Here is a 23,289-nt window from a genome sequence, read left to right as displayed (position 1 = left end):
AGGCGTTTTGGACATGGATGCACGCAAGCCGCTGGATATGTTTGCCGTCAGCCTGACGGCTGTCCTGTGTCTGTGCTTTGGTTTGCAGCAGATTGTGCTCAAGGTCGCAGCGCCCGATATGGCGCCCATCCTACAAATTTCCCTGCGGTCCGGCCTGTCCGCCCTGCTGGTCTGGCTTTACATGGTCTGCCGCGGCGAAAAACTGAACCTGTTGGCGAACGGCATATGGAAACCCGGATTACTGGCCGGGGTCCTGTTTTCTCTGGAATATCTGATGGCCGGTGAGGCTCTGCGCTACACATCGGCCTCCCGCACCACGGTATTTTTATACACATCGCCCATTTTTGCCGCCCTTGGGTTGCATGTTCTGGAAAAAACGGAACGTATGGCTCCGCTTCAGTGGGTGGGGATACTGCTTGCGTTCAGCGGCATTGCGCTGGCCTTTTTCGGGCAGGGCGGCTCGGCGGATGCCGCCCATGGCCACCAGATGCTGGGCGATTTTCTGGCGCTTATGGCGGGGGCGTCGTGGGGCATGACAACGGTTGTGATCCGTGTGTCCCGGCTTGCGTATGTCTCAGCCAAACAGACATTGATGTATCAGCTTGTGGCTGCTTTTGTTCTGCTGCTGGTCAGTGCAGTGTGTTTGCAGCAGACCGCCTTTACCCTTACGCCCCGGCTGGTTGGCAGCGTGGTGTTTCAAGCCACCCTTATTTCCTTTGCGGCTTTTCTGGCATGGTTCTGGCTGCTGCGGCATTATCAGGCATCCCGCATTGGTGTGCTTGCGTTCATGACGCCCCTGTTTGGGGTCGTGCTGGGCTACTGGCTGCTGCATGATCCGCTTGAGCCCGGTTTTCTACAGGGCGCTGCGTGCGTGCTGCTGGGTATTGTGCTTGTCAGCGGTTATGCGTGGATCGGGCAGGGGCTGCGCAGGCTTTGGCCCTTCTCCCGTTTTCAGGCCTGAGGGGGGCATTGTTCACGGGGCGTTTTTCAACCGGCCCGGTCCTGTGGTTCTCACTCTTGGCTTGCAGAATGCAGTTGCGAAGACGCAAAGCGTGCTCAGGCCTGTTTGTTATGACACATGACTGCTCAGCATTTTGTGGTGGCTTTTTTCGCACCGGAACCCTCTATAGTGCACGCCCGTGTTGCCAGTTCAGAACAAAAGAGGCCAATGGCTATGCCCGCAGAGTACGAGAAGTTTCGCAACCTCAGCCCCTTTGAACTGAAGGATCTGCTTATCCAGCTTGCCTCCGGGCGGGCGCAGCACACCATGCTGGATGCAGGGCGCGGCAACCCGAATTTTCTGGCCACAACGCCCCGGCAAGGGTTCTTCCAGTTGGGGTTGTTTGCTACGGCGGAATCAGAACTTTCCTTTTCCTATATGGCAGAAGGGGTAGGGGGCCTGCCCCGGCGTGATGGTATAGAAGAACGCTTCAACGCCTTTGTGGCCGCCCATAAGGATGAACCCGGCGTTGCGTTTCTACGCCGTGCGCTCTCCTATGTGCGGGATCAGCTTGGTCTTTCTGCCGATGGTTTTTTGCAGGAAGTGGTGGCTGGCATTCTGGGGTGTGATTATCCAACCCCGCCGCGTATGCTCAAATATGCAGAAAAGATTGTGCGCCATTACCTTATTCGGGAAATGGCCGGTGGCGCCATGCCGGAAGCCACAACGGACCTGTTTGCGCTGGAAGGTGGCACGGCGGCCATCAGCTATATTTTTGCCTCCCTGCGGGAAAACGGGCTGATCAAACCCGGCGATAAAGCCGCCATCGGCATGCCGGTCTTCACCCCGTATGTGGAAATACCGGAACTGCGGGATTACCAGTTGCAGGAAGTGGCCATTAACGCTGCGCCTGAATGCGGCTGGCAATATCCAGACAGCGAGTTGGATAAACTGCTGGACCCCGCCGTAAAAGTGTTTCTGGTGGTCAACCCCAGCAACCCGCCGTCTGTCAAAATCAATGATGCCGGGCTGGCCCGCATTGCCGAGATTGTCAAAACCAAGCGGCCTGATCTGATTATTGTCACGGATGATGTTTACGGCACGTTTGCGGATAATTTCCGCTCCCTTTACAGCATTTGCCCACACAATACGGTTCTGGTCTATTCTTTCTCCAAGTATTTTGGCTCCACCGGCTGGCGGCTTGGGGTTGTGGCAACCCATGTGCAGAACGTGCTGGACCGCGCATTGGCGGCCCTGCCGGAAGATGAGAAACAGGCGCTGGACAAACGCTACGCCTCTCTGACCCCCGATGTGCGTGGCCTGAAGTTTATTGACCGTCTGGTGGCGGATAGCCGTAGCGTGGCGCTGAACCACACCGCAGGGCTTTCCACCCCGCAACAGGTGCAGATGACCCTGTTCTCCCTTTTTGCGCTAATGGACGGACGGGATGCTTACAAGGCCGCCCTGAAAAACCTGCTGCACCGGCGGGAACTGGCCCTGTACCGGGATCTGGGTGTTTCCGCGCCGGATGATGCCGGCAGCACCCATTATTACACCCTGATTGATATGGCCAAGGTGGCCACCCAGCTTTACGGCACCCGCTTTGCCCGCTGGCTGATAACGCGCGTGGATTATGAAACCATCCTGTTCCGCATTGCAGAGGAAACAGGCGTTGTGCTGCTGCCCGGCATTGGCTTTGCTGTGCGCAGGCCATCCGCCCGTGCGTCCCTCGCCAACCTGAACGAGTATCAATACGCCAGCATCGGCACAGCCCTGCGCCGCATGGCGGATGAATATTACGCCCGTTACAAGCAGGAAAAAGGAGCAGAGGCACCGGAAGCCAGCGTTGCCCCAAGCCCCAAACCGAAAGGTGCAGACCCTATTAACGGCTGAAAGATGAAGGATAGTACTTTCTTCAAATTATGAGAGTGCTTTTTATGTTTTAGGCGGTCCCTCCCCGGCAGGAATTTTATCAGTCATTTGCCGGGGAGGAGGTGTTTTCGAATGAGTAACATTTCCGTGATGTTGGTGTTTTTCTTTTCTGATGCAAAAAATTCCCGCTACACGCGATGCTTATGATGGAAATTACAAACCACAACAATGGAGGTGTTGGGAAGAAAAGAAGTCTCTTTCATCCATAATAGACACAATATAATTGACGATCCTGCTGAATTAATCATCATCAAGACTTATGAAAAAGGTCTCTATAATGTTGATCAGGATCAGCAGGCTATAGGTTAAGTATGCTCGCGTCTCTATAGCAGACTTACCATACGGGTGGTTTTTAGGGCTTCCAGCATCTGGGTGTTCCTGCTGGGATAAGAGGCTCTAAAAGAAGAAATTACCCCACGATTGCAATTGGGCTTTATGCTGCTGCGGCGGGCTACTCAGAAAATGATCTTCTTTCGTCAGAAAATACGTATGCAAAAGTGCACTCTAAATTTGGAAATGAACCAAGAAGTACTGCCCATCCTTATTTACCGCCAAGAAGCAACGACAATACTTTATTACTAGGATTTTATCATGAAAAGAATTTCAGTCAGTAAATATAATCTGGTAGACAGTTTATGGGAGGCATTTTTCGCATATATCATCTTCTCTTATATATTTGCGAATAATAGTTTTTTTAACAACTTCGATAGAATTTTCAGCAAAACTTTTGATTCTTTTCTGGCATCTTTTGCGGTTTCTGTGTGGATTTTTCCATATTTTTTATTTTTGTCTCCTATTATTGTTTTAACGTTTTTTCTATCAAAAAAAGTTTGTTTTCTAGAAAATAGATCTCTAATTTTAAATTTCATTTACAGGTTATTTGTAGATTTTTTTGTTCTTTATAATTTGTATGTTTCTTTTATTTCTTTTTTCTGGTGTATCAACCCGAGTTGTAATTATGACAATGAAAATATTCTCATCACTCCTACCCCTTCCTACTGTACTCATAAATTTTTCCTTCTTAAGGTTTTTGATTCGTTCATATTTTTCTGGGGGCGCGATATTATTGCTGTGTTTTTTTCTATTTTTATGAGTTCTCTACTGGTTGCTGGTTTGGAAAAATTTCGTGCGTGGAGAGAGCATAAAAAATCTTCGATTATGCTATGATAATAGCGAGATGGAGGGTCCTAAAAACTAGAACCTTCCAATTTTCATTTTGAATAATGAGCAAAAAACATATCTGTTTAAATAAAATAGAGCTATTGCCTTTCCGGTTTCTGGGATTCTTTGATTCTGCAATAAATATTTTCCAGGAATATTTGTGCGTAACATCCTAAAAAAGGAGATATGATGGGACCAATATGTCTAAATAAACTTTCTGGAACATAATCTTTTAGAATTATATAAAAAAGAACACTGAATATTCCGCTTTGATAAAGTCTTCTCTTGGTCATGTCCATAAAATGAAGAACCTTGCAATATTGATGGAATTTTTCTGGAAATATAGCAGATGAAAATGCCGAGCCGATAATTTTATTGTGACAAAAATAAGACACTATCATGACCCGTGGCAGCATTTTTTCAGGTCAATATCTACCTCATTTCAGGTGATGTGGCGCGTGTTACTGGAACCGGGCGTGGGGCAGGCAGCCGTCAGTGCTCTGGCGGCTAATGCGGAGAGCATGGTCGCTCATCTCATCATGGGCCCGCTTTTGCTGGGTTTACGCTGGATCTTCTCCCTCGCTCCATTCTTCAAAAGGGTCTGAAAGAGGAGCCTTTCCATACGGAACATGAAAAAACAGGCAGATTACCGTCTTTCAGTTGACAATGATTATTAGTTACAGGTAATGCGCAGCCCTTGGTGTAATGTGTTGGGTGCGAGTCAGCAATGTCTTTTCCGCGTAGGACGGGTGGTCTTCTTCTTGTTGTCATGAGCATAGGAGGACTGGGTGGCGAGGCAATGGCGGAGCCGTTGGGCGCTGACACTGCAAAAGCCGGCGAGGAAACGCAGGCCGGGCCTACGCCCGCATCAGCCGGTGTGCGTGGGGGCGCTGCTGGTTCAGCGTCTGCGGGAGCGGGAGCGGGAGCAGCACCGCCCGCGACCGGAAACGGGCGGCAGGCAACGGTTGCGGCCAAGACGGAAGTGGTCACGGTTACCGCCACAGGGCTTTCGCATGCCTCGGCTTCCACCAAAACACGTACACCCATTATTGAATCGCCTCAGTCCATTTCCATCGTGAACCGCGAGGAAATAGAACTGCGTGCGTCCCCCACCATTGCGGATGCGCTGGCCTATACAGCCGGGGTGCAGTCCGAGCCTTCGGGTATTGATAGCCGTGTGGATGAAGTATCCGTTCGTGGCTTTGGTGCTGGCGGGTTTTCGTCAAACAACAACTTTGTGGATGGTCTGCGCCTGCCTTCTGGCGGGCAATGGACCCGCACATCGTTTGACCCGTTCGCGCTGCAACAGATTGAGGTGCTGAAAGGCCCGTCTGGCGCACTGTATGGGCAGACGGCCCCCGGCGGTGTGGTGAACCTGGCCACCAAGCGCCCCACGGAAAAAAGCGAAGGCGAATTCTTTCTGCAAAGTGCTGGCTTTACCGGCATGGATAACTGGCAGGGGCAGGCCTCGGGCGATGTGTCTGGCAAGCTCAACCATCAGGGCACGGTGCTGGGGCGCGTTGTGGCGCTGGCGCGGTATGGCGGCACGCAGGTGGATGATGTCATGCTGGGGCGGTATTATGTGTCGCCCAGCCTGACATGGAAGATCACCCCGCACACCACATGGACGTTGCTGGCCCAGTATCAGCGTGATCAGGGTGGCTCCACCTTCCAGTTTCTGCCTGCCACGGGCACGCTGTATTCGTCCAAAGGCCGCCATATTGCCAATAATGCCAACATTGGTGAACCGGATTGGGATACATTTGACCGTAATCAGGCGTTGGCCGGATCTTTTCTGGAGCACAAATTCAGCAAATACCTGACCGTGCGCAATAATACCCGCTACACCTATATTGATACGCTTTACCGTGCCACCGTGCTTTCCGGCGATACGCTCAAGGCCTGTCCCCCTTCCGTTGCCGGGTGTGTTGCTGGGGAAACGGTAAACCGCCGCGCGGTAGAAGGGCGTGGGCGCTCGCAGGGGGTGGCGACGGATACGCAACTGGAAGGGCATGTTACCACTGGCCCTGTGCGGCACCTGCTGCTGGCTGGCACGGATTACTTCTACACAAACTGGGAGCACAGCCGGGATTTGGTCAACGCCTCCCTTGTGTTGCCCATGCTCAATATTTTTGACCCCGTCAAACGTGGCTCCGCGGGCTATGCCAATGCGTTGGCTCCGCAGGTTTACACCTCTACCCTCAGCCAGCAGAACGGCATTTATTTTCAGGATCAGCTCAAGTTCAACCGCCTGCGTGTGACCATTGGCGGCAGGCAGGACTGGGCGCGGGATGAAACGCTGAACATCCTTACACAGAAGCGCTATAACACCCGTTCAGATGCGTTTACGTGGCGGGCAGGGGCCGTTTATCTGTTTGATAACGGGTTGGCCCCGTATTTCAGCTACGCGCAATCCTTCCAGCCTCAGGTTTCTGATCCTTCAACGGCCCTGAATGGTGTGCCGTTCAAACCCACCAAGGGGGACCAGTATGAGGCTGGTTTGCGCTACCAGTACGGCAAAAGCATTTATGTCACGTTCGGCGGGTATCAGATCACCCAGACAAACATGACAACGCCAGACCCCAACGGCACCCTATGCGGCACCACAACCTGCCTTGTGCAGACCGGCAAGGGCCGGGTGCGTGGGCTGGAACTTGAAGGCCGCGCCACCCTGCCGTGGGATATGGCGGTTATTTTCACCGGCACCCGGAGCGATGCCCGCGTCACGCAGTCCAACACAGCATCACAGGTGGGCAATTATCTGCCACAGGCCCCCAAATGGATGGCCTCCCTGTTTGTGGATCAACGGTTCCGGCACGGCTTTTTTGCGGGGCTGGGGGTAGGTGGCGGCGTGCGCTACACCGGCCACAGCTATGGTGACACCAACAACACCCTCTCCATTCCCGGCTATACGGTGTTTGATTCCTTCCTGCGGTATGATTTTGGGGTGGCGCACCCGCGTTATGATCACCTCTCTTTTTCAGTCAATCTGCGTAACATTGCCAACAAACGCTTTGTTTCAACCTGCACGGCTGTCTCTGCCTGTTACTATGGGCAGGGCCGCAGTTTAACGGCACGCTTGGAATATCGCTGGTGAGCGCATCTGTTTTCCTGATCGGGGCCAGCGTTCTGACGGTAGCAGGCGGCGTGCTGTGCTATCTTGCCTCCCGCAACCAGCTTTTGCTGGCCCGTGCGCCCAATGCGCGCCTGTGCCTGCTGGTGGGTGGGGCGCTGATCTGCGTGGCTCTGGGGGTGCTGCTTCAGGCCAGAAGCCCCGCCACAGCGGTTTTCATGCTGCTGACATTGCTGATGGCCGTGTGGTCCCTGCTGCCGCTGGGGCTGGCATTGCTCAGATACAGGAAGAAAGGCCCATGAACACACAGGCCAGTTTTTCAAAACCGGAGCCTCTGAGCAGCCGCAACTGGTTCCCAAAAGTCTCCGCTGCCGTGGTGGCAGGCGGCCTGCTGACCTTCGGGATCATGGGGGTGGTGGGGCTGCTGTGTCATTCTGATGCCTCACCCCGCACGCTGTCCGCGCAGTTTTTACTGTGGCTGGTGGCCCTGGTCTGGTGTGTGCTTCTCAGCGTGTGCTTTCTTTTCCGTTCCGGGCGGCAGGCCTGGGCGGTGCTGGCGGTTGCCAATGTGCTTGTGTGGGGGCTGTTTTTTGCCATCCGGGGGCTGGTATCATGAAAATTCGGGGTGATATCGTCCGCACCTATCGGGATGTGCACAGTTGGGTGGGCATCATCGCCGGGCTGTTCCTGTTTGTGGCCTTTTATGCCGGGGCCATCACCATGTTTGAGCAGCCTTTGCAGGAGTGGGCCTCTGCCGCCAACCCGCCTCCGGTTGCTACGCCGTTTGAGCGTCTGCCCGCCCTGATGGAAAAACTGTTTGCCGCCCATCCTGAAGCGGCGCGCAATTACAGCATTACCCTGCCAGCCGCCACGCCGGGGCAGGGGCAGCTTTCATGGTCCATTGCCAAACCGGGCGCACATGGGCATGGCCCTGCCACACAGGTCAGCCTGAATGATCAGGGAGATCTGGTCATGGTGCAGGATCAGCCTTCTGGCGCTGCGCGGTTTGTGGATGTTCTGCACCAGCAAGTTGGTTTGCCCTTCCCGCATACACTCAGCATGTTTCTGATGGGAACGGTGGCGCTGCTGTATGCGGTGGCGCTGGTTTCAGGCGTTATTGCGTTTCTGCCCGGTCTGGCAAAAAACCTTTTTGCTGTCAGCATTGGGCGTAACAGCAAGAAGATGTGGCTGGATATGCACAACCTTCTGGGTGTGTTTTCCTTGCCGTTTCATCTCATTATGGCGCTGACATCTGTTGTCTTTGCGTTTCATGAACCCATTTTTGCCACCCAGCAGTTGCTTCTGGGCGGTAGCAGCGCACACCAGCATATGCAGGGCGGCCCACGGCATGGCGGCGGCCATGGTCGGGGTGGCGTGGCGCATGGTGGGCATGGTCCAGCTGGCATGGAGCATGGGGGGCAGGCCCCTGTGGCCGTGCAGCCAGCAGGTGAACATCAGGGGCCATCTGACCATGTGTCTGCCACTGGGCATGATGGGGCACCTCTGCCTCAGCGTGAGGGAAGTCCTGATCCTGCACAGGGGAATGATCAGAAAAACGCTGCCGCCCCTCGAACACCGTTGCCACCGCAGCAGATTGTGGCGGCACTGGCCGCGCAGGCCCCCGGTTTTGTGCCTGATAGCCTGACCTATACGCAACGGCCGGGTGCCGGGGTGGCGTTGAATGTGGCAGGGCATGATCCGCGTTACAGCATGCGCGGGCCTGTCAGCGGTTTTGCGGGCGTTGATCCCTATACCGGCAAAATTATTTCCGCTGATTATCTGCCCGGCCATCAGGGCGCAGGGTTTTCCATTATCACCACCTTCTTTGCGTTGCATTTTGGCAGTTTTGGGGGCGTGGCGGTGCGTTGGGGGTATGTGGTGCTGGGGCTGGGGGGCGCGTTTCTGTTCTATACCGGCAACCGGCTCTGGATTGCGTCCCGCCAGAAGCAGGAGCGTAAAACCGGGCTTGTTGAAGAAACACGCGGCACACGGTTTCTCGCCTGCCTGACCTCAGGCTGCACATTGGGATGTGTGGCCGGAATTTCCGCCATTTTCTGCGCCGTGCCGTTCCTGCCGCACGGCGGAACCTACCCGGTGGTGATGGGGCTGTATTACGCGGTTTTCTGCCTGTTTGTGGCAGCCGCTTTTCTGCTTGGCAGCCAGCGGTGTGACCGTATTCTGCTGGTGGGCGCGGGTGTTCTGACGGCATTGGTGCCAGTGGCAGCCAGCTTTGGCAGACAGCAGGGAGACTGGCTCTCTCCTGTTAATCAGGCCGTCGGGCTGACCTCTGTTCTGGTTGGGGTGTTTCTGCTGGTCTGTGCGTTCAGAAAAATCCGCGTGTCCTCCCAGCGCAGGCTGTCCGCCTGACTGTGGTAATGCTGCGCGGAAGCCGCACACGGTAAGCGGCAGATCTCTCGTTCTGCCAAAGGTCTTTAAGAAAGCCCGGTAGCAGGGGCAGCGTTTGACAACAGCCCCCACCCCCTACCGGCGGATGCTTCAAAATAACATGGAGGGTTCTAAAAACCCTATTTTGATTTTTCCAGTAGTAGCTATATCAATGGGTCACGATTTTTATACAGGTGGGAAAGAGGGTTTTTAGAACCCTCAATGTCTTCGCGCTGCGGTTCTGGTGCTACCCGTAGAACCTGAAGTGCGGACGCAAAAAAGGCGGGGGCCAGCAAGCCTCCGCCTTTTTTGATGTCAGAATGAATGAGGCGTATCAGGATCAGGCGTTTTTACCAAAAGCCGGGCGTGTGGCTTCAAACAGGAACCATGTGCGGCGTTCTGTTTCGTCAATCCAGTTTTCAATCAGGCTGGCGGTTGCCACATCATTTGCGTCATCACAGATGGCATGCACCTTGCGCAGGCGCTTGGTGAGGGAGAGGTTATCATCCCGCAGTTCAGCCAGCATGTCTTCCGGGGTGACATATAGGGCGTCATTATCCAGAATTTGCGTGCGGCGGCTGATTTCGCCAATGGAATGCAGCGTGGTGCCGCCAATCTTGCGGGCGCGTTCAGCCAGCGGATCAGTCATGGCAAAAATCTGATCGCTCTGTTCGTCCAGCAGCAGATGGTAATCGCGGAAGTGGCGACCGCTCATATGCCAGTGGAAATTCTTTGTCTTGACGTAAAGGGCAAACACATCTGCCAGTGTATCGGCCAGACCAATGGCGACTTCCTTTACGGCGTCGGCTTTCAGGTCTGTCGGCGTGCCCAGATATTCCTTGACGTGCGCCGCCTTGGCATCGAGCACTTTGGTATCGGGAGCTTTAGTCATAAAACCCGTCCTTTTTTCACCATTAAAATACCGTCTCATCACGGTCAGGCGTGACGTATAAGGATGTAGGGAGCCATAAGTTGCATGCAATGGGGAATGTATCAGCCATGAAAAGGACGCAGGCATTCCGCGTGGCTATTCCGGTGGTGCTACTCAGCCTTGAGGGGACGGTCCAGCAGGCGGCTGCGTGCTTCTTCCAGCGTTAGGGTTTTTGCCAGAAAATCAGAAACGGTTTCAATAATGGGCACGTTTACGCCGTGCGCACGGGCCATTCCCAGCAGGGCGCTGGCGGTGGTCACACCTTCCGCCACGCCGGGCAGGGCGGCTGCGGCGTCCTCCGCCACGGCACCGTGGCCCAGCGCCAGCCCCATCTGATAATTGCGGGAGGCCGCCCCCGTGCAGGTGAGCACCAGATCCCCCATACCGGCCAGCCCGGCAAGGGTGGCAGGTTGGCCACCCAGCGCTGCCGCCAGCCTGCCGGTTTCTGCCAGCCCGCGTGTAATCAGGGCTGCGCGGGCGTTTTCACCCAAGCCTGCGCCCATTGCGGTTCCGGCGGCAATGGCAATCACGTTCTTGGCCGCGCCACCCAATTGCACACCCGTACAGTCATCACTGGCATAGAGCCGGAACGAGGGGGAGGAGACAGCGGCGGCTAGCGTAAGTGCCTGATCCATATGCGGGGCAGCCACAACGGCTGCGGCGGGCAGGCCCGCGGCAATCTCGTGCGCAAAATTGGGGCCGGAGAGCACAGCGCCCGGACATTCGGGGCGCACCCGCACCAGCACATCCAGCGGAAAAGTCTGGCTGGCCCGCTCCACACCCTTGCAGCACAGAATGGCGGGCACACCCGCAGGCAGCAGCGGCAGAACAGAGGCCAGATGCTGAACGGGCACAACCACCAGCACAAGGTCTGGCTTGGCGGGAATGGCGTCAGAAACCGTAATGTCAGAAGGCAATGGCCAGTCTGGCAGGCGGGGCATGGCCCCTGTAGGCAGCCGCGTGGCCGGGTTGCGCGCCCATACCTGCACGCGTGCGCCTGTGCGGTGCATGTGCAGCGCCAGTGCGGAACCCCACGCGCCTGCGCCCATAACCAGAATATGCCTGTTCATGGCAGTAGCCGTGCCAGATGTAGGCACAACAGGCAAGCGATGGCCGTATAAAGAAAAAAAGACCTCCCGCCCTGTGCGGGAGCAGGCCAGTTCAGGCGGAAAGAGCGGTTACAGGGGCGCTCTGCTGCATCAGGCCAGCCTGCACCTGCTTCATGCGTGCTTCCCGCAGAAGGCAGACAACACCGGGCACGCAGTTTCCGCACTGGGCCTTGCATCCTTTGGATGCATAGATTTCACGCGGGCGGGTTGCCCCACCAGCCACGGCGGATTCAACATCTTTATCCGTCAAGCGATTACAAGAGCAGATGACCATCAAGATCGTCCCGTTCTGAGTCTGACGCCGTGACCATACACGAATGAGAACTATTCGCAATAGACTTTCTGCAAGATTCCGATCGGGACAAAACAGGCCCGTCTGACAGAGTGTTTACGGCACAAGGAAAGAGGGCAAGCACAGCGCGGGGGCTGGCGGGAAAAGCCGGGTGGCAGCCGCTATGTGGGGGTGATGCGCAGAAAACCAAGAGTTCTGCGATAAAAAATTGGCCGCCAGCCTAAAAGAAACAGCAGCCTGTGGAACCTTATGCCTCGGCGGGCAAAGAGCGCTGGGAAGACCGGGGCGCATGATCATGGCGTGAGAGCACAAAAACGGGAGCAAGAAGGGCCATGCATTCCGTGTAAAGCAGCGTCATCAAAAGCGGGGCTACCAGAGACAGTCCATCGACCGGATGGCGAGCAAGCCCGAGAAAGAGCGTCACGGCTGCCAGCGCGGATGTGGAAAGAACGGCAATGGTCGCCAGCATGACCATACGTGCCTGCCACACCACCTGCTGGTCTGCCGGGGTGCGGTCTGCGCCGCCATTTGTGTAGAGAGCATGGTGATTTTTGATATGCGCCACAAACCCGCAGGGCAGAAGCAGTAGCGGATTAGCCAGATATTGCATGCTCTTGAACGGACCAAGAAGCGCGCAGGCGTAAAGAAGCGTTTCCGCGCCGGCCACGCAGAGGAGCACCCACATGTGCGGTGCTTTTTTCATATATGGGGTAGGGGAGAAATCTCCTACGCCCAGCCGCCGGACCGGAGCCGTGACACACAGCGCTGCTTTATCCAGCACGGCGACAACTCTGTCTGCAAAGGAAGTATATGGAGGGTACGGCATGCGGCTGGTCCGTCGTGCGGTGTTATCTGGTGGCACACACTCTAGAAACGCATCCGGCCTGATTTCAACAGAAAAGCATTACGGAATGGTTATGCCCGCCCGTGTTATTCGCTGGCAACGGCGTGTGTGCGGTAAGATGGGGTAACGGGAAAAACCCAGTCATACGCAATGTTGAAGAAAAACGCATACACCAGATAAAACAGCGCCAGAGAAAAGCTCATGGAAAATGCCTGCGGAATGCTCACGCGCAGATACCAGGCAATGGCGGGCAGCAGCACAACCTGCAATCCGGCCTCAAACAGCAGCGTGTGCAGCACACGCATGCCCACCGTTTTGCTGACTGATCCCGTCAGGCGGCGCAGGGCGTGATCAAACCCCAGATTATACAGATAGTTCCACACGGTAGCCGTGACAGCGCTGCCAATGCCAATAATACCCATATCTTCGGTATGCAGGCCAAACAGGTGTGCCCCCACGGGAATAACCAGCGCCAGAGCCACACATTCAAACAGCAGGGCGTGGCGCACGCGGTCTGAGGGCGAACGGAGGGTGGTGGGGAGAGAATCGGGCGTTGACATGCGCGCAACCTATCTCCTACCCAGAGAAAAGAAAGATAGAACCTATCTGGAAAAATGATGGATGAGCGTTTCTCTGGATCAGTTGCAGGCGTTTGTTACGGCGGCGGAAAATGGCTCTTTCTCCGCTGCTGCCCGCCTGTTGGGCAGGGCTCAGTCTGCCATCAGCACCCATATCAGTAATCTGGAGGTGGATCTGGGGCTGGTGCTGTTTGATCGCTCTGGCCGCCAGCCGGTGCTTACGCAGGCGGGCCTGCGCCTTCTGCCAGAAGCGCGCGTGGTGCTTGAACGGCGCGAACATCTGATAGGGGTTGCCCATTCTCTGGAAGAGCAGGTGGAAAACAAGCTGGTGGTGGCCATAGACCAGCTTTACCCCGAACACGCGCTGGGCACGATTTTTTCTGAATTCGCAACGAATTTTCCTTATGTTCAGGTGGAAATCCTGTTTCCGCTGATGGAGGATGTCGGCCAGCTTGTGCTGGATGGCGTGGCCGATCTGGGCGTGATGTGGCAGCAGGATCACCCGCAGCCAGACCTCGTTTTTCAGGCAATAGGGTATGTGCCGCTCAAGCTGGTGTGCGGGCGCACTCATCCGCTGGCGCATCGGCAGGTAACGTGGGAGGACCTTAAACGCTACCGCCAGATTCTGGTGGCCACCCGTGGGCGCGAGCAAACACGGCAGAGCCTGCGCGTGGCGGCCGATGTCTGGTGGGTGGAAAGCCACTGGGTTATTCTGGAAATGGTCAAACACAATATTGGGTGGGCGTTTGTGTCAGACCACGTTCTTGCGGCATCCCCCACCGCGCCGGATATTGTGGCCCCCAACCTTCAGTTTGATGCCGGAGAACGCCTGACCCCTCTTGTTACCGTATGGCGCAAGAAGCATTCTCATGGCCCCGCCGCCCAATGGCTCCGCAACCGCCTGCGCCACGGCGGCATCCCACCCGTCAACCGCCCCGCGCGCGAACCCTGATCACCCACCAAACCCCCGGTAGGATCGCGCAAGGCGTAACGCTTTGTAAAATAGTCATTTTCTCAAACCCATAGTCGCGCCATGTCCAACTTGGCGTTTCATCCAAGCCGGTTCACGCAAAAAGCTCATTTTATCCAGCCCGAGACAAATGCGGGCGTGTCATCAGTTAACTCCGATGACAGCGGAGACGAGATGGGTGGCAGCGATGAAGGGTGATTTCAACTTGTCATGGCGTGTTGCAATGCCTCTGAACCGTGTCAGTCTGGCGAAAAACCGTTCAATTATGCTTCATTTTTTACAAATTGGAAAACAGGTTTTTCGTGAACAGATATGGTTTTTCTTTGAGGGGATAACCGGTGTGATCCCCCGGTCTTCACGTTTTTTAATGAGTGGATCGGCGTCATAATCCATCCTCTTAACTGATGACACGCCCTGGTCTTTTGATCTGCCCGTCATTCCCTGATTGTCAAACAGCCGGTGTGGCCTTTACCATAGCGGCCTGACGGGAGCGTAAGAGCATGACCAGACTGAGCATTTTAGGGGGCTGTCTTTTTCTTCTGGCCAACGGCGGAGGTGCCGCATGGGCACAGAAACCGGCCCCAGCTTCCGCCCCGCAGCAGGAAGCCCCTGCGCCGCAGGTGGTGGTGCCAGATGCCGGTACGTGGGATGTCAAACAGTCTGACAGCAAGGATGGCGGCGCGTTCTGCCAGCTTGAAGGCACATTCAGCGATGGCCGCAAACTGGCGTTGCTGACAGGCCAGCGCACTTATCCGCACCACACGCTCATGGTGGAAGAAACCAGTTGGCCCGACATGACGGGCGAGAACATCAAACTGATCTTCCAGAGCGCCAAAGCTGACAAATGGCAGCAGAGCTACAACATGTTCGGCGCGAATGACACGCTTTCAACCACGCTGGATATTGATGACCTGCGTATTCTGTTTACCGGACTGACGCATAGCGGCTGGCTGGTGATTGGCTTCCCCACGGGAGATGAGGACACATGGGTTCTCAACATGCTGGGCTTTATGGAAAAGGCCAAGGATTTCAGAACGTGCGTTTCCCGCGTGACCGAGATTGAAGGGGCGATCTAACCGTTGAAAGTTGCGGGTCAGGAAACGCGCTTTCACTTGGTTCACGTTCCAGCAGGTTCTATCAAGCCGCTTTTTTGACTGACAAGAATATGCTGGATGCTGCGCCATACGTTTTTTAAAACGTTCTCGTACAGTATTCCAAAAGCCCAAGCAGAGTATTGCGTGGATGAGTGGAACCAGTTTCCACGGTCAATCCCGGTTACGAAGCCTTCGGGTTCAGCGGGCTTTTGCGTTTTAGCTTTCTACAAAGCTGTTTTTTGTGAAAAACGATTATGAGCGCGTTGAAGACGGGCCGTGCCTCTCTTCTTGAACCGCTCTATTCTGGCTTCCGTTAGAAGTCTGCTTTGGGTGTGCTCAGTTCCTGCTTCAGCAGGGTTTCAACGGCGTCCACCAAGGCGCGGCCGCTGGCTTCATCTCGTGCCGGGGCGGGAAAGCGGGGGCCGAGGCGCACGCGGTAGCGCATGGGCAGGGGCGGGCGACGCAGGAAGGGCCAGCCCTGTGACAGATACGGGGAATTGGTTTCAATCAGTAACGGCTGCACGTCTGCCCGTGTGCGCTGGGCAATGGCGGCAAAGCCGGGTTGAAACGCGCCGGGTTCCGCACCGGGGCGGGAGCGTGTGCCTTCCGGAAACAGCAGCAGTTGCCCCGCTTCTTTCAGGCTCTGGCTGGCGGGGCCAATCAGGCGCAAAAGGCTGTCATGCCGGGGGTAGCCCGCCGTGCGCAGCGTGCTGCCCAAGGTGGGGCGCTCCCAGATGGAGGCTTTGGTGACGCAGGTCATGTTGGGCAGGGCGGCAGCCAGAATCAGGCTATCCAACCGCGAGGGATGATTGGCCACAAGCACAAGGTTGTGCTCCGTGCGCAACGGGGCCAATGCGTCCATATCACACGCCACAATGCCCGCTGCCTGAAGATAGCGGATAGCCAGCCGTGCGACGCCATGCAGCCACGCCCGCCCCAGCCTGCGGCGGCGGGGGGCGTCAGGCAGAAGGTGGCGCAGCACGAAAGACCCTGCATCCAGCGCCAGAAAAATGACGGCAATCACCATCAGAGAACTGTAAAAGCGCAGGCAGGCACTTAAAGCAGAAAAGCGGAACATGCGGGCTCAGGCTTTCTCCGGCAGGCGCAGGGAAGCCCCTGCATACTGGCCCTTTCAGTCCGCCGCCAGTGGAAAGTGACACGCGACCTCATGGCCGGGGCGCACCGTATGCAGCGCAGGGTCTTCAACGCGGCAGCGGTCCTGCACCATGGGGCAGCGTGTGTGAAAACGGCAGCCGGAGGGCCGGGCCACCGGGCTTGGAATATCGCCGCGCAGGGGCGGGTGCCGGGGCGCGCCCACCACCGGGCGGGGCACGGCCTGCGTCAGGGCTGCGGTGTAGGGGTGGGCCGGATGATGCAGCACGTCATCCGTTTCACCCAGCTCCACCACAGCGCCCAGATACATGACCGCCACGCGCGTGGAAATCTGCCGTACCACCGCCAGATCATGCGCCACAAACACGTAGGTCAGCCCCAGTTGGGCTTGCAGATCAGCAAACAGGTTCACAATCTGAGCCTGCACGGACACATCCAGCGCGGAAACGGGTTCGTCCGCCACCACCAGCCGGGGGGAGAGCGCCAGCGCACGGGCAATGTTGATGCGTTGCCGCTGACCGCCTGAAAACTCATGCGGGTAGCGGTCCAGCGCGGTAGCTGGCAGGCTGACAAGGTCCATCAACTCATGCAGGCGGGCGGTGATGGCAGCGGCAGGCCGTTTGCGCCCGTCCGGGCTGGGATGCACGCGCAGGGGCTCGGCCAGCAGATCACCAATGCGGCGGCGCGGGTTGAGCGAGGCGTAGGAATCCTGAAACACCATCTGCATGCGCTGGCGCAGGGGCCGCAACGCGCGCTCGCCCAGATGGGTGATGTCCTGCCCTTCAAACGTGATCTGGCCGGAGGAGACATCCGTAAGCCGCAGCAGGCATCGCCCCAGTGTGGATTTGCCACAACCGGACTCACCCACCAGCCCCAGAACCTCACCGGGCAGAACATCAAGAGAAATGCCATCCACCGCCTTGAGCGTCTGCCCCCTTGGGAGGGAATAGGTCTTGCGCAACGCCCGCACACTCAGCAACGGCGCGCCACCCTGTTCAGGAGAGGACACGGGAAAAGCACTCATGCCGTGCGCTCCTGCATGGAGGAGAGGGTGCAGGACAGCACACTCATGGGGAGACCTCCCCATGAGACGGCGGGGGCGTGGGAGCGGCCTGATGGCGTATGGACGCAGCGGCTGAAGCACACGCCGATATCAGCCGTGGGGGCAACGGCGTGCCCTCCGTGGATAGCACGCAGGCAGCGCTCTGATGTGGGCCGACGGGTACCAGCGGCGGCGGCGGGGCGGGCAGGCAGGCCTCATGCACGTAGTGGCAGCGGGGGCTGAAGGCGCAACCCGCGGGGCGTTCCAGCGGAACGGGCGGGGCACCGGCAATGGCTGGCAGGCGCTCAGGCCGGGGGCCGTCCAGCGGCGGAATAGAGGCCAGCAATGCGGCGGTGTAAGGGTGTCCCGGCTGAGCAAACAGCGCCTGTGTCGGCCCGGTTTCCGCCACCCGGCCGGAATACAGCACCAATGTCGTGTCACAGGTTTCCGCCACCACGCCCATGTCATGCGTGATCAGCAGGACGGAGGACCCATAGGCGGTGCGCAGACCACGGATGAGGTCCAGAATCTGGGCCTGCACGGTCACGTCCAGCGCGGTTGTGGGTTCATCAGCAATCAGCAGTGCCGGGTTGCAGGAGAGCGCCATGGCAATCATGGCGCGCTGGCGCAGGCCGCCCGAAAGCTGGTGCGGGTAGCGATCTGCCGTGCGGGCAGGGTCCGGCACGCCCATTTCCGCCAGCAGGTCCACCGTGCGGGCGCGGGCCTGCTTGCGGGAGAGGCGTTCATGCGCGCGGATCTGCTCATCAATCTGCCAGCCGATGGTGTAGACAGGCGTAAAGGCCGTCATGGGGTCCTGAAAGATCATGGCAATCTGCCGCCCGCGCAGGCGGCGCAACTGCTTTTGCGGCAGGCCCACCAGTTCCTGCCCCCGGAACAGGGCAGAGCCGGTGATCTGCACGCCGGGGCTGTCTATCAGCCCCATCAGGGCCATGGCGGTTACGGATTTGCCAGAGCCGGATTCCCCCACCAGCCCCAGAATGTCCCGCTCCGCCAGCGTGAAGGAAACATTCTCCACAATGGGGATCATCCTGCCGCCAGAGGGAAAGCTGACGCACAGGTTACGCACCGCCAGCAGCGGCGCGGCGGTGTGCTGCGTGGGGGAGGGCTGAACGGGTGCGGAAGGAAAGTTATCTGGCATCACGTACCCTTGGGTCCAATAGCAGGTAAACGCTGTCCACCACTGCATTGGCAAGCACAACAAACACGGCGGAATACATGACCGTGGCCATGATCAGCGGCAGGTCCAGATTGGTGAGCGCCTGATAGGTCAGCCGTCCCACGCCCGGCAGCCCGAACACCACTTCCGTCAGCAGGGCGCCGCCGCCCACAAGCTGCGCGAAATCCAGCCCGAAGAGGGAGACAAATGTGACCATGGAGGTGCGCAGCCCATGGCGCAGCAGCACACGGGTGGGTGAAAGCCCCTTGGCCCGTGCCGTGCGCATGAAGTCTTCACCCGCCAGTGCCACCAGATCAGCCCGCAGCACGCGGCTGTAGATACCAATGAACATCACGGCCAGCACCACCCACGGAATGACCAACGCCTTGAACCAGCCGAGCGGGCTTTCCGTAAACGGCACGTAGCCCAGCCCCGGCACCCAGGAGAACAGCCACGTATCATGGTAGCGGCTCTGGGTAATAAGGTTGGCCACCTGGCCCAGCCAGAACACCGGCATGGAAATGCCAATCAGCCCCAGCATCATCAGCCCACGGTCCACCCATGTGCCCTTCATGGCGGCGGCCAGCGTGCCCATGGCGATGGAGGCCACCACCCAGATCAGCGCCGCCCCGCATACCAGAGACACAGTAACCGGAGCCGCACGGGCAATTTCCGGCACAACCAGTTCGCCACGGTCCACGTAGGAGGCCAGATCGCGCGTGATGAAGAGTTTCTTCATCATGGTGGCGTACTGCACGGGCAAGGGGCGATCGAACCCGTATTCCTTGCGCACTTTCTCCATGGTCTGGGGGGAGGCGTTGCGCCCGGCAATGCGGGCGGTGGGGTCTGCCCCCGGTGTTGCAAAGAACACGCAGAACACCAGCGCGGAAATACCGAACAGCACAAAGACTGTCTGTCCAAGGCGGCGCAGCAGGGCGGTGATCATGGCGTGCGCTCCTTCATGAAGACCGCCGTGCGGCATCACGCACATCCAGCGCGTCCCGCAGGCCATCGCCCAGAATGTTCAGCGCCAGCACCACAATCACAATGGCAAGGCCGGGGGCCACGGCCACCATGGGGCGCGTGTAGATCAGCCCTTCGCCATCCTGAATGATGGTGCCCCAGGACGCCGCAGGGGCCTGCACACCAATGGAGAGAAAGGAGAGCGCACTTTCCGCCAGCAGGGCCAGCGCCATCAGCAACGGGCCGAGCACCACCAGCGTTGTCATCACGTTGGGCAGGATATCAAACAGCACAATGCGCCAGCGGGGCACGCCAAGGCAGCGTGCCGCCGTAACAAATTCCGCCTGCCGCAACGCCAGCACACGGCCACGAATGGGCCGCGCAGCATAGGGCACATATACCAGCGCAATAATGACAATGGGGATCAGCAGATTATCCGCCTCGATCACGAACGGCCCCAGCTTGAGGCCCTGACTGACCGTAACAATGGAAAGCGAGATAGCGAACAGATAGACCGGCACCGCCCACATGATATCCATCAGGCGGGAGAGCACGGTATCTACCAGCCCGCCAAAAAAACCGGCGGCAATGCCTGCGGTGGCGGCCAGCAGCAGGCACAGCACCGCTGCACAGGCGGAAATCAGCAGCGAGTTACGGCCCCCATACAGCAGGCGGGCCGCAACATCGCGCCCCTGACTGTCTGCCCCAAGCAGGTAAGCGGCGTGGCCCGTTGGCCCGATGGGGCTCAGGCCCAGATGCAGCGGGTTATCATTGGGTTGCATGATGTCCACCTCATGCCCATCAAGCATTATGCTGCCTGCCACGTTGGAGGTGAACGGGTCCACCCGCGCTACATCGTGCGCATAGAGGGGGGCCAGCAGGCAGGCGATGGTCATGCACACCAGCACGCCAAGCGCTGCCATGGCGGAGCGGTTGCGCAGCAGCGTGCGGCCCGCCTTGCGCCAGGGGCCAGCCGGGCGCGCGGGTGCGGGCACCGGAACCCCCGTGCCGGAAGCAGAAGAACAATCAGCCGTCATTGGATCTGAAGCTGGGAGAGCAGAATTTCATCATTGAGTGTTACGATGACGTTACGCGCGCGTTTTGACAACAGCGTAACCTGTTTGATCTGCACCAGCGGCACGGAGGGCGCCTGTGCCATCAGTGCCCGGTCCACTGCTGCCCATGCCTGTGCACTGGCGGGTTTGTCAGTCAGCGCAAGGGTGGCGGCGTGCTGCATCTGGTCTTCAATGGCGGGGTCACAAAAGGCGGACATGTTCAGCGAGTTATCGGAATGTGGGTGGATGCTCTCGCACGAATACAGCGTGTGCAGGATGCCTCCGGCGGAGGGATAATCCGCCTGCCATCCGGTCAGCGCGACCTGCACGTGGTTGTCACTGTTCTGAACGTAGGGGAACTGCACTGTCTGCGTCATGCTGCGCACCACGGCATCATACCCGATGGCGGCAAGCGTGCTGCGCAGCTCCATGGCCATGGAGCCGTAGCGCCCATCCAGCGGCGCGACGATGGTCACTTTCTGCCCTGCCGTGCCACTCTCCCGCACCAGCCTGCGGGCGGTTTCAAGGTCCGGGGCCTGCCACCGCGCGGCAGGATGTTCGGGCGAGGCTCCTTTGGTGTAGGCGCAGGAGGACTGGTGAGCTGGCGCGCCTTCGGGCAGAAGCTGGCAGAGCGGCACGGCTACGGCAGGACCACCATGATAGATCACCATGGCGTGGCGGTTGACGGCGTAATTCAGCGCCTGCCGCGCCTTGAGGGAATTGAACGGCGGCAGTGTGGTGTTCAAGGCCGCGTAATAATACAGCAGCAATGTGTAAAGCTGCACCTGTGCGGCATAGCGTGAGCCAACTTCGCCCAGCCTGTCGAGCGGTACGTCCTCATACATCCAGTCATATTGGTTGTTTTCAATGGCCGTGACTTCAGATTCCGGCTCCAGCCCGAAGGTCAGGCGTATATGGTCCGGGTAGCCTGCGGGTTGGGCTTCATGCGCCCATTCCTGAAAATATGGGTTCCGTTCCATCTCCAGATACTGGGTGGGGTCATAAGCCGTTATGCGGTAGGGGCCGGTGCCGGGCGGCGCGCTATTGCCCATGTCATGCGCCGGGGTGCTGGCGGGCAGAATGGCGGCGTGCCCCCATGCCAGATGTTCCAGAAAATCCGGGTCTGGTGTGCTGAGGTGAAACACCACGCTGCGGGTGGCGGCATCTGTTTCCACACCGCCTGCCAGTGTGCAGTGGGCGGGGTCTTTCAGGCAGGCGTCCGCCCCCACAATATGGCTGTAATACGGGCCAGCGGTCGGGCTGCCGACCTTGAACACTCTGCGGAAGGAGGCTGCAACATCCTCCACCCCCAACGGTTGGCCGTTGGAGAAGCGGATACCCTTGCGCAGTGTGAGCCGGTAGGTCAGGCCCCCTTCTTCCGGCGTGGGCACCTGTTCCACCAGATTGGCAATAACCGGCAGCGCGCCGGGGCCGGAGAATTTGGGATAGGCCAGCAGCGTATCATACACCGGCGTTTCAATCTGCCGGGTGAGGGACATATACGCCACCTGCGGGTCCAGCGTGCCACCGGAACTCTGTGCCGTGAGACGCAAGGTGCCCCCATTGTGGGGCAACGGAGCGGAAGCAGGCGCGGCGGAGGCCGCATCCACCCCGTTTGAGGCCAACAGCATGATGCTCGTAATTGCACAAAGGGTGGTCTTACCAACCCGCCGTATGCGGCCATGAGCGCCGAGCCGAGAGCCGTATTCCTTCCCCATTGCCGCCGAGAAAAGCGAAAACCTCACAGGAGAGCCGGAAGCCCGTGCATTATGTGAAATAAAACGCCGCTGTATCATGCTGCCGTGTTTGTTTCCTGCAGACGGTCCGGTGCTCTTGGCGGGTTCGGAAAACCCCTATTCGGGCTTTTCTGTCACGAGCGGTATCAAGGCGTTATGATTCCGTCGTGACCGAAAAAGGTGGATTTTGCGCCCCTTCGACTTTGCTCCTTTAGGGAAAGGCGTGGCCCGTAACCCCTTTCACCAGAAAGACGGCTAACGGGAGGGCGGCTAACAGCCTAGTCCTGCGGCTTCATGATGGTGGCGAGGTGCTCGGCCATCTCATCCGCGCTCTGGTTGGCGTCCACAGTGCCCTTATAGCGGGTATCCGGGTCCATCACCACAAAGCGGGGAGACATGCGCATGGTGTACTGCCATTCAGGGTCATCCACTTTTTCAATTTTTGCGTGGTATTCCTGCGTCAGTGCTTCCAGAGAGCGCGGGGCGGCGGTGCCAGCCACCACGCGCGGGCCAATGGCTGCACCGTACTGGCGCAGGCGGTCTGCATCATCACGGTCTGGGTCAAGGCTGACAAAAATGATCACAGCTTTGCGCTTGCCGGGGTCCACCTTGTCCAGCGCGGCGGACATGTTCCGCAGGGCGGGTTCACAGGCATCCTGTGCGCAGTGGGTGGCGCCAAACAGCACCAGCATCCAGCGGCCACGGAAGGTCTGGTCCGTCATGGTGCCGGTTGTGGCGTCCATCAGACGGAAAGACCCACCAACCTCATTGCCATAGGTGCTCAGGGTGGGGCCGTGGTGCATGGCAAAGCGGGTGGCCATGTAGCTGCCCGCACCGGCAACGGCCAGAATGGCAACGCCAATCAGTGCAAAGCGTTTTTCAGAAGGAGTCATG

General features: G+C 58.1%; 21 protein-coding genes. 9 read left to right on the top strand and 12 right to left on the bottom strand.

The features are described from left to right. Window positions 1–13: 13 nt before the first annotated feature. The 6 genes from ASN_RS03525 to ASN_RS03495 all read left to right on the top strand — a co-directional run bounded on the left by ASN_RS03525 (window position 14) and on the right by ASN_RS03495 (window position 9,473). Window positions 14–961: a DMT family transporter gene (locus ASN_RS03525; protein ID WP_058987228.1), complete on the top strand. Its 948-nt coding sequence runs from the start codon at window positions 14–16 to the stop codon at window positions 959–961. A 213-nt stretch (window positions 962–1,174) separates the two neighbouring features. Then, window positions 1,175–2,833 (top strand): bifunctional aspartate transaminase/aspartate 4-decarboxylase, encoded by a 1,659-nt coding sequence (locus ASN_RS03520; RefSeq protein WP_050942376.1) that lies wholly within the window; start codon window positions 1,175–1,177, stop codon window positions 2,831–2,833. Window positions 2,834–4,760: 1,927 nt separating this feature from the next. Next, the gene (locus tag ASN_RS03510) at window positions 4,761–7,130 is read left to right on the top strand and encodes a TonB-dependent siderophore receptor (RefSeq protein WP_058987226.1); all 2,370 of its coding nucleotides are present in this window, start codon (window positions 4,761–4,763) and stop codon (window positions 7,128–7,130) included. Next, window positions 7,127–7,408, top strand: a complete 282-nt coding sequence (locus ASN_RS03505) for a hypothetical protein (protein WP_058987225.1) — start codon at window positions 7,127–7,129, stop codon at window positions 7,406–7,408. Before ASN_RS03510 ends, ASN_RS03505 begins: the two co-directional genes overlap by 4 nt. Then, entirely contained in the window at window positions 7,405–7,722 is a 318-nt protein-coding gene (locus ASN_RS03500) for a hypothetical protein (protein ID WP_058987224.1), read from the top strand. Before ASN_RS03505 ends, ASN_RS03500 begins: the two co-directional genes overlap by 4 nt. Continuing rightward, a complete protein-coding gene (locus tag ASN_RS03495) occupies window positions 7,719–9,473 on the top strand; it encodes a PepSY-associated TM helix domain-containing protein (protein WP_058987223.1) in 1,755 nt (584 codons plus the stop codon). Before ASN_RS03500 ends, ASN_RS03495 begins: the two co-directional genes overlap by 4 nt. Window positions 9,474–9,831: 358 nt before the next feature. Here the strand turns inward: ASN_RS03495 and ASN_RS03490 are convergent, their stop codons facing one another. The 5 genes from ASN_RS03490 to ASN_RS03470 form a co-directional block, all read right to left on the bottom strand. Then, window positions 9,832–10,383: a Dps family protein gene (locus tag ASN_RS03490; protein WP_039906126.1), complete on the bottom strand. Its 552-nt coding sequence runs from the start codon at window positions 10,381–10,383 to the stop codon at window positions 9,832–9,834. Window positions 10,384–10,532: 149 nt separating this feature from the next. After that, window positions 10,533–11,492, bottom strand: a complete 960-nt coding sequence (locus ASN_RS03485; protein WP_058987222.1) for an NAD(P)H-dependent glycerol-3-phosphate dehydrogenase — start codon at window positions 11,490–11,492, stop codon at window positions 10,533–10,535. Between the two features lie 91 nt (window positions 11,493–11,583). Next, complete coding sequence (locus tag ASN_RS18485) at window positions 11,584–11,805, bottom strand: (2Fe-2S)-binding protein (RefSeq protein ID WP_039906124.1); 222 nt, start codon at window positions 11,803–11,805, stop codon at window positions 11,584–11,586. Window positions 11,806–12,070: 265 nt separating this feature from the next. Further along, window positions 12,071–12,649, bottom strand: a complete 579-nt coding sequence (locus ASN_RS03475; RefSeq protein WP_157765099.1) for a hypothetical protein — start codon at window positions 12,647–12,649, stop codon at window positions 12,071–12,073. A 104-nt stretch (window positions 12,650–12,753) separates the two neighbouring features. Continuing rightward, entirely contained in the window at window positions 12,754–13,227 is a 474-nt protein-coding gene (locus ASN_RS03470; protein WP_058987219.1) for a PACE efflux transporter, read from the bottom strand. 61 nt (window positions 13,228–13,288) lie between these two features. Between ASN_RS03470 and ASN_RS03465 the strand changes: the two genes are divergently transcribed. The 3 genes from ASN_RS03465 to ASN_RS03455 all read left to right on the top strand — a co-directional run bounded on the left by ASN_RS03465 (window position 13,289) and on the right by ASN_RS03455 (window position 15,291). Continuing rightward, window positions 13,289–14,197, top strand: a complete 909-nt coding sequence (locus ASN_RS03465) for a LysR family transcriptional regulator (protein WP_058987218.1) — start codon at window positions 13,289–13,291, stop codon at window positions 14,195–14,197. Window positions 14,198–14,393: 196 nt separating this feature from the next. Next, window positions 14,394–14,603 carry a hypothetical protein gene (locus tag ASN_RS20130; protein WP_231948357.1) on the top strand — a complete coding sequence of 70 codons (210 nt, stop codon included), beginning with the start codon at window positions 14,394–14,396 and terminating at the stop codon, window positions 14,601–14,603. 112 nt (window positions 14,604–14,715) lie between these two features. Further along, the gene (locus ASN_RS03455) at window positions 14,716–15,291 is read left to right on the top strand and encodes a hypothetical protein (protein WP_058987216.1); all 576 of its coding nucleotides are present in this window, start codon (window positions 14,716–14,718) and stop codon (window positions 15,289–15,291) included. Between the two features lie 331 nt (window positions 15,292–15,622). On the opposite strand, the gene ASN_RS03450 is transcribed toward ASN_RS03455, so the two are convergent. The 7 genes from ASN_RS03450 to ASN_RS03420 all read right to left on the bottom strand — a co-directional run bounded on the left by ASN_RS03450 (window position 15,623) and on the right by ASN_RS03420 (window position 23,288). Next, entirely contained in the window at window positions 15,623–16,387 is a 765-nt protein-coding gene (locus ASN_RS03450; protein ID WP_058987215.1) for a lysophospholipid acyltransferase family protein, read from the bottom strand. A gap of 54 nt (window positions 16,388–16,441) precedes the next feature. Further along, window positions 16,442–17,446, bottom strand: a complete 1,005-nt coding sequence (locus tag ASN_RS03445; RefSeq protein WP_058987214.1) for an ABC transporter ATP-binding protein — start codon at window positions 17,444–17,446, stop codon at window positions 16,442–16,444. A gap of 43 nt (window positions 17,447–17,489) precedes the next feature. Then, on the bottom strand, window positions 17,490–18,623 hold the full coding sequence (locus ASN_RS03440; RefSeq protein ID WP_082666560.1) for an ABC transporter ATP-binding protein: 1,134 nt from the start codon (window positions 18,621–18,623) through the stop codon (window positions 17,490–17,492). Continuing rightward, window positions 18,613–19,587 (bottom strand): ABC transporter permease, encoded by a 975-nt coding sequence (locus ASN_RS03435; RefSeq protein ID WP_006559413.1) that lies wholly within the window; start codon window positions 19,585–19,587, stop codon window positions 18,613–18,615. Before ASN_RS03435 ends, ASN_RS03440 begins: the two co-directional genes overlap by 11 nt. Window positions 19,588–19,600: 13 nt before the next feature. Next, window positions 19,601–20,641, bottom strand: a complete 1,041-nt coding sequence (locus ASN_RS03430; RefSeq protein WP_006559412.1) for an ABC transporter permease — start codon at window positions 20,639–20,641, stop codon at window positions 19,601–19,603. Beyond that, the gene (locus ASN_RS03425) at window positions 20,638–22,290 is read right to left on the bottom strand and encodes an ABC transporter substrate-binding protein (protein ID WP_058989094.1); all 1,653 of its coding nucleotides are present in this window, start codon (window positions 22,288–22,290) and stop codon (window positions 20,638–20,640) included. Before ASN_RS03425 ends, ASN_RS03430 begins: the two co-directional genes overlap by 4 nt. A gap of 383 nt (window positions 22,291–22,673) precedes the next feature. Further along, entirely contained in the window at window positions 22,674–23,288 is a 615-nt protein-coding gene (locus ASN_RS03420) for an SCO family protein (RefSeq protein WP_006559410.1), read from the bottom strand. Window position 23,289: the final 1 nt, after the last annotated feature.

Source organism: Acetobacter senegalensis, from assembly GCF_001499615.1.
In the GTDB taxonomy this organism is placed as follows: Bacteria; Pseudomonadota; Alphaproteobacteria; order Acetobacterales; family Acetobacteraceae; genus Acetobacter; species Acetobacter senegalensis.
This window is presented reverse-complemented; position numbering and strand designations above follow the sequence as displayed.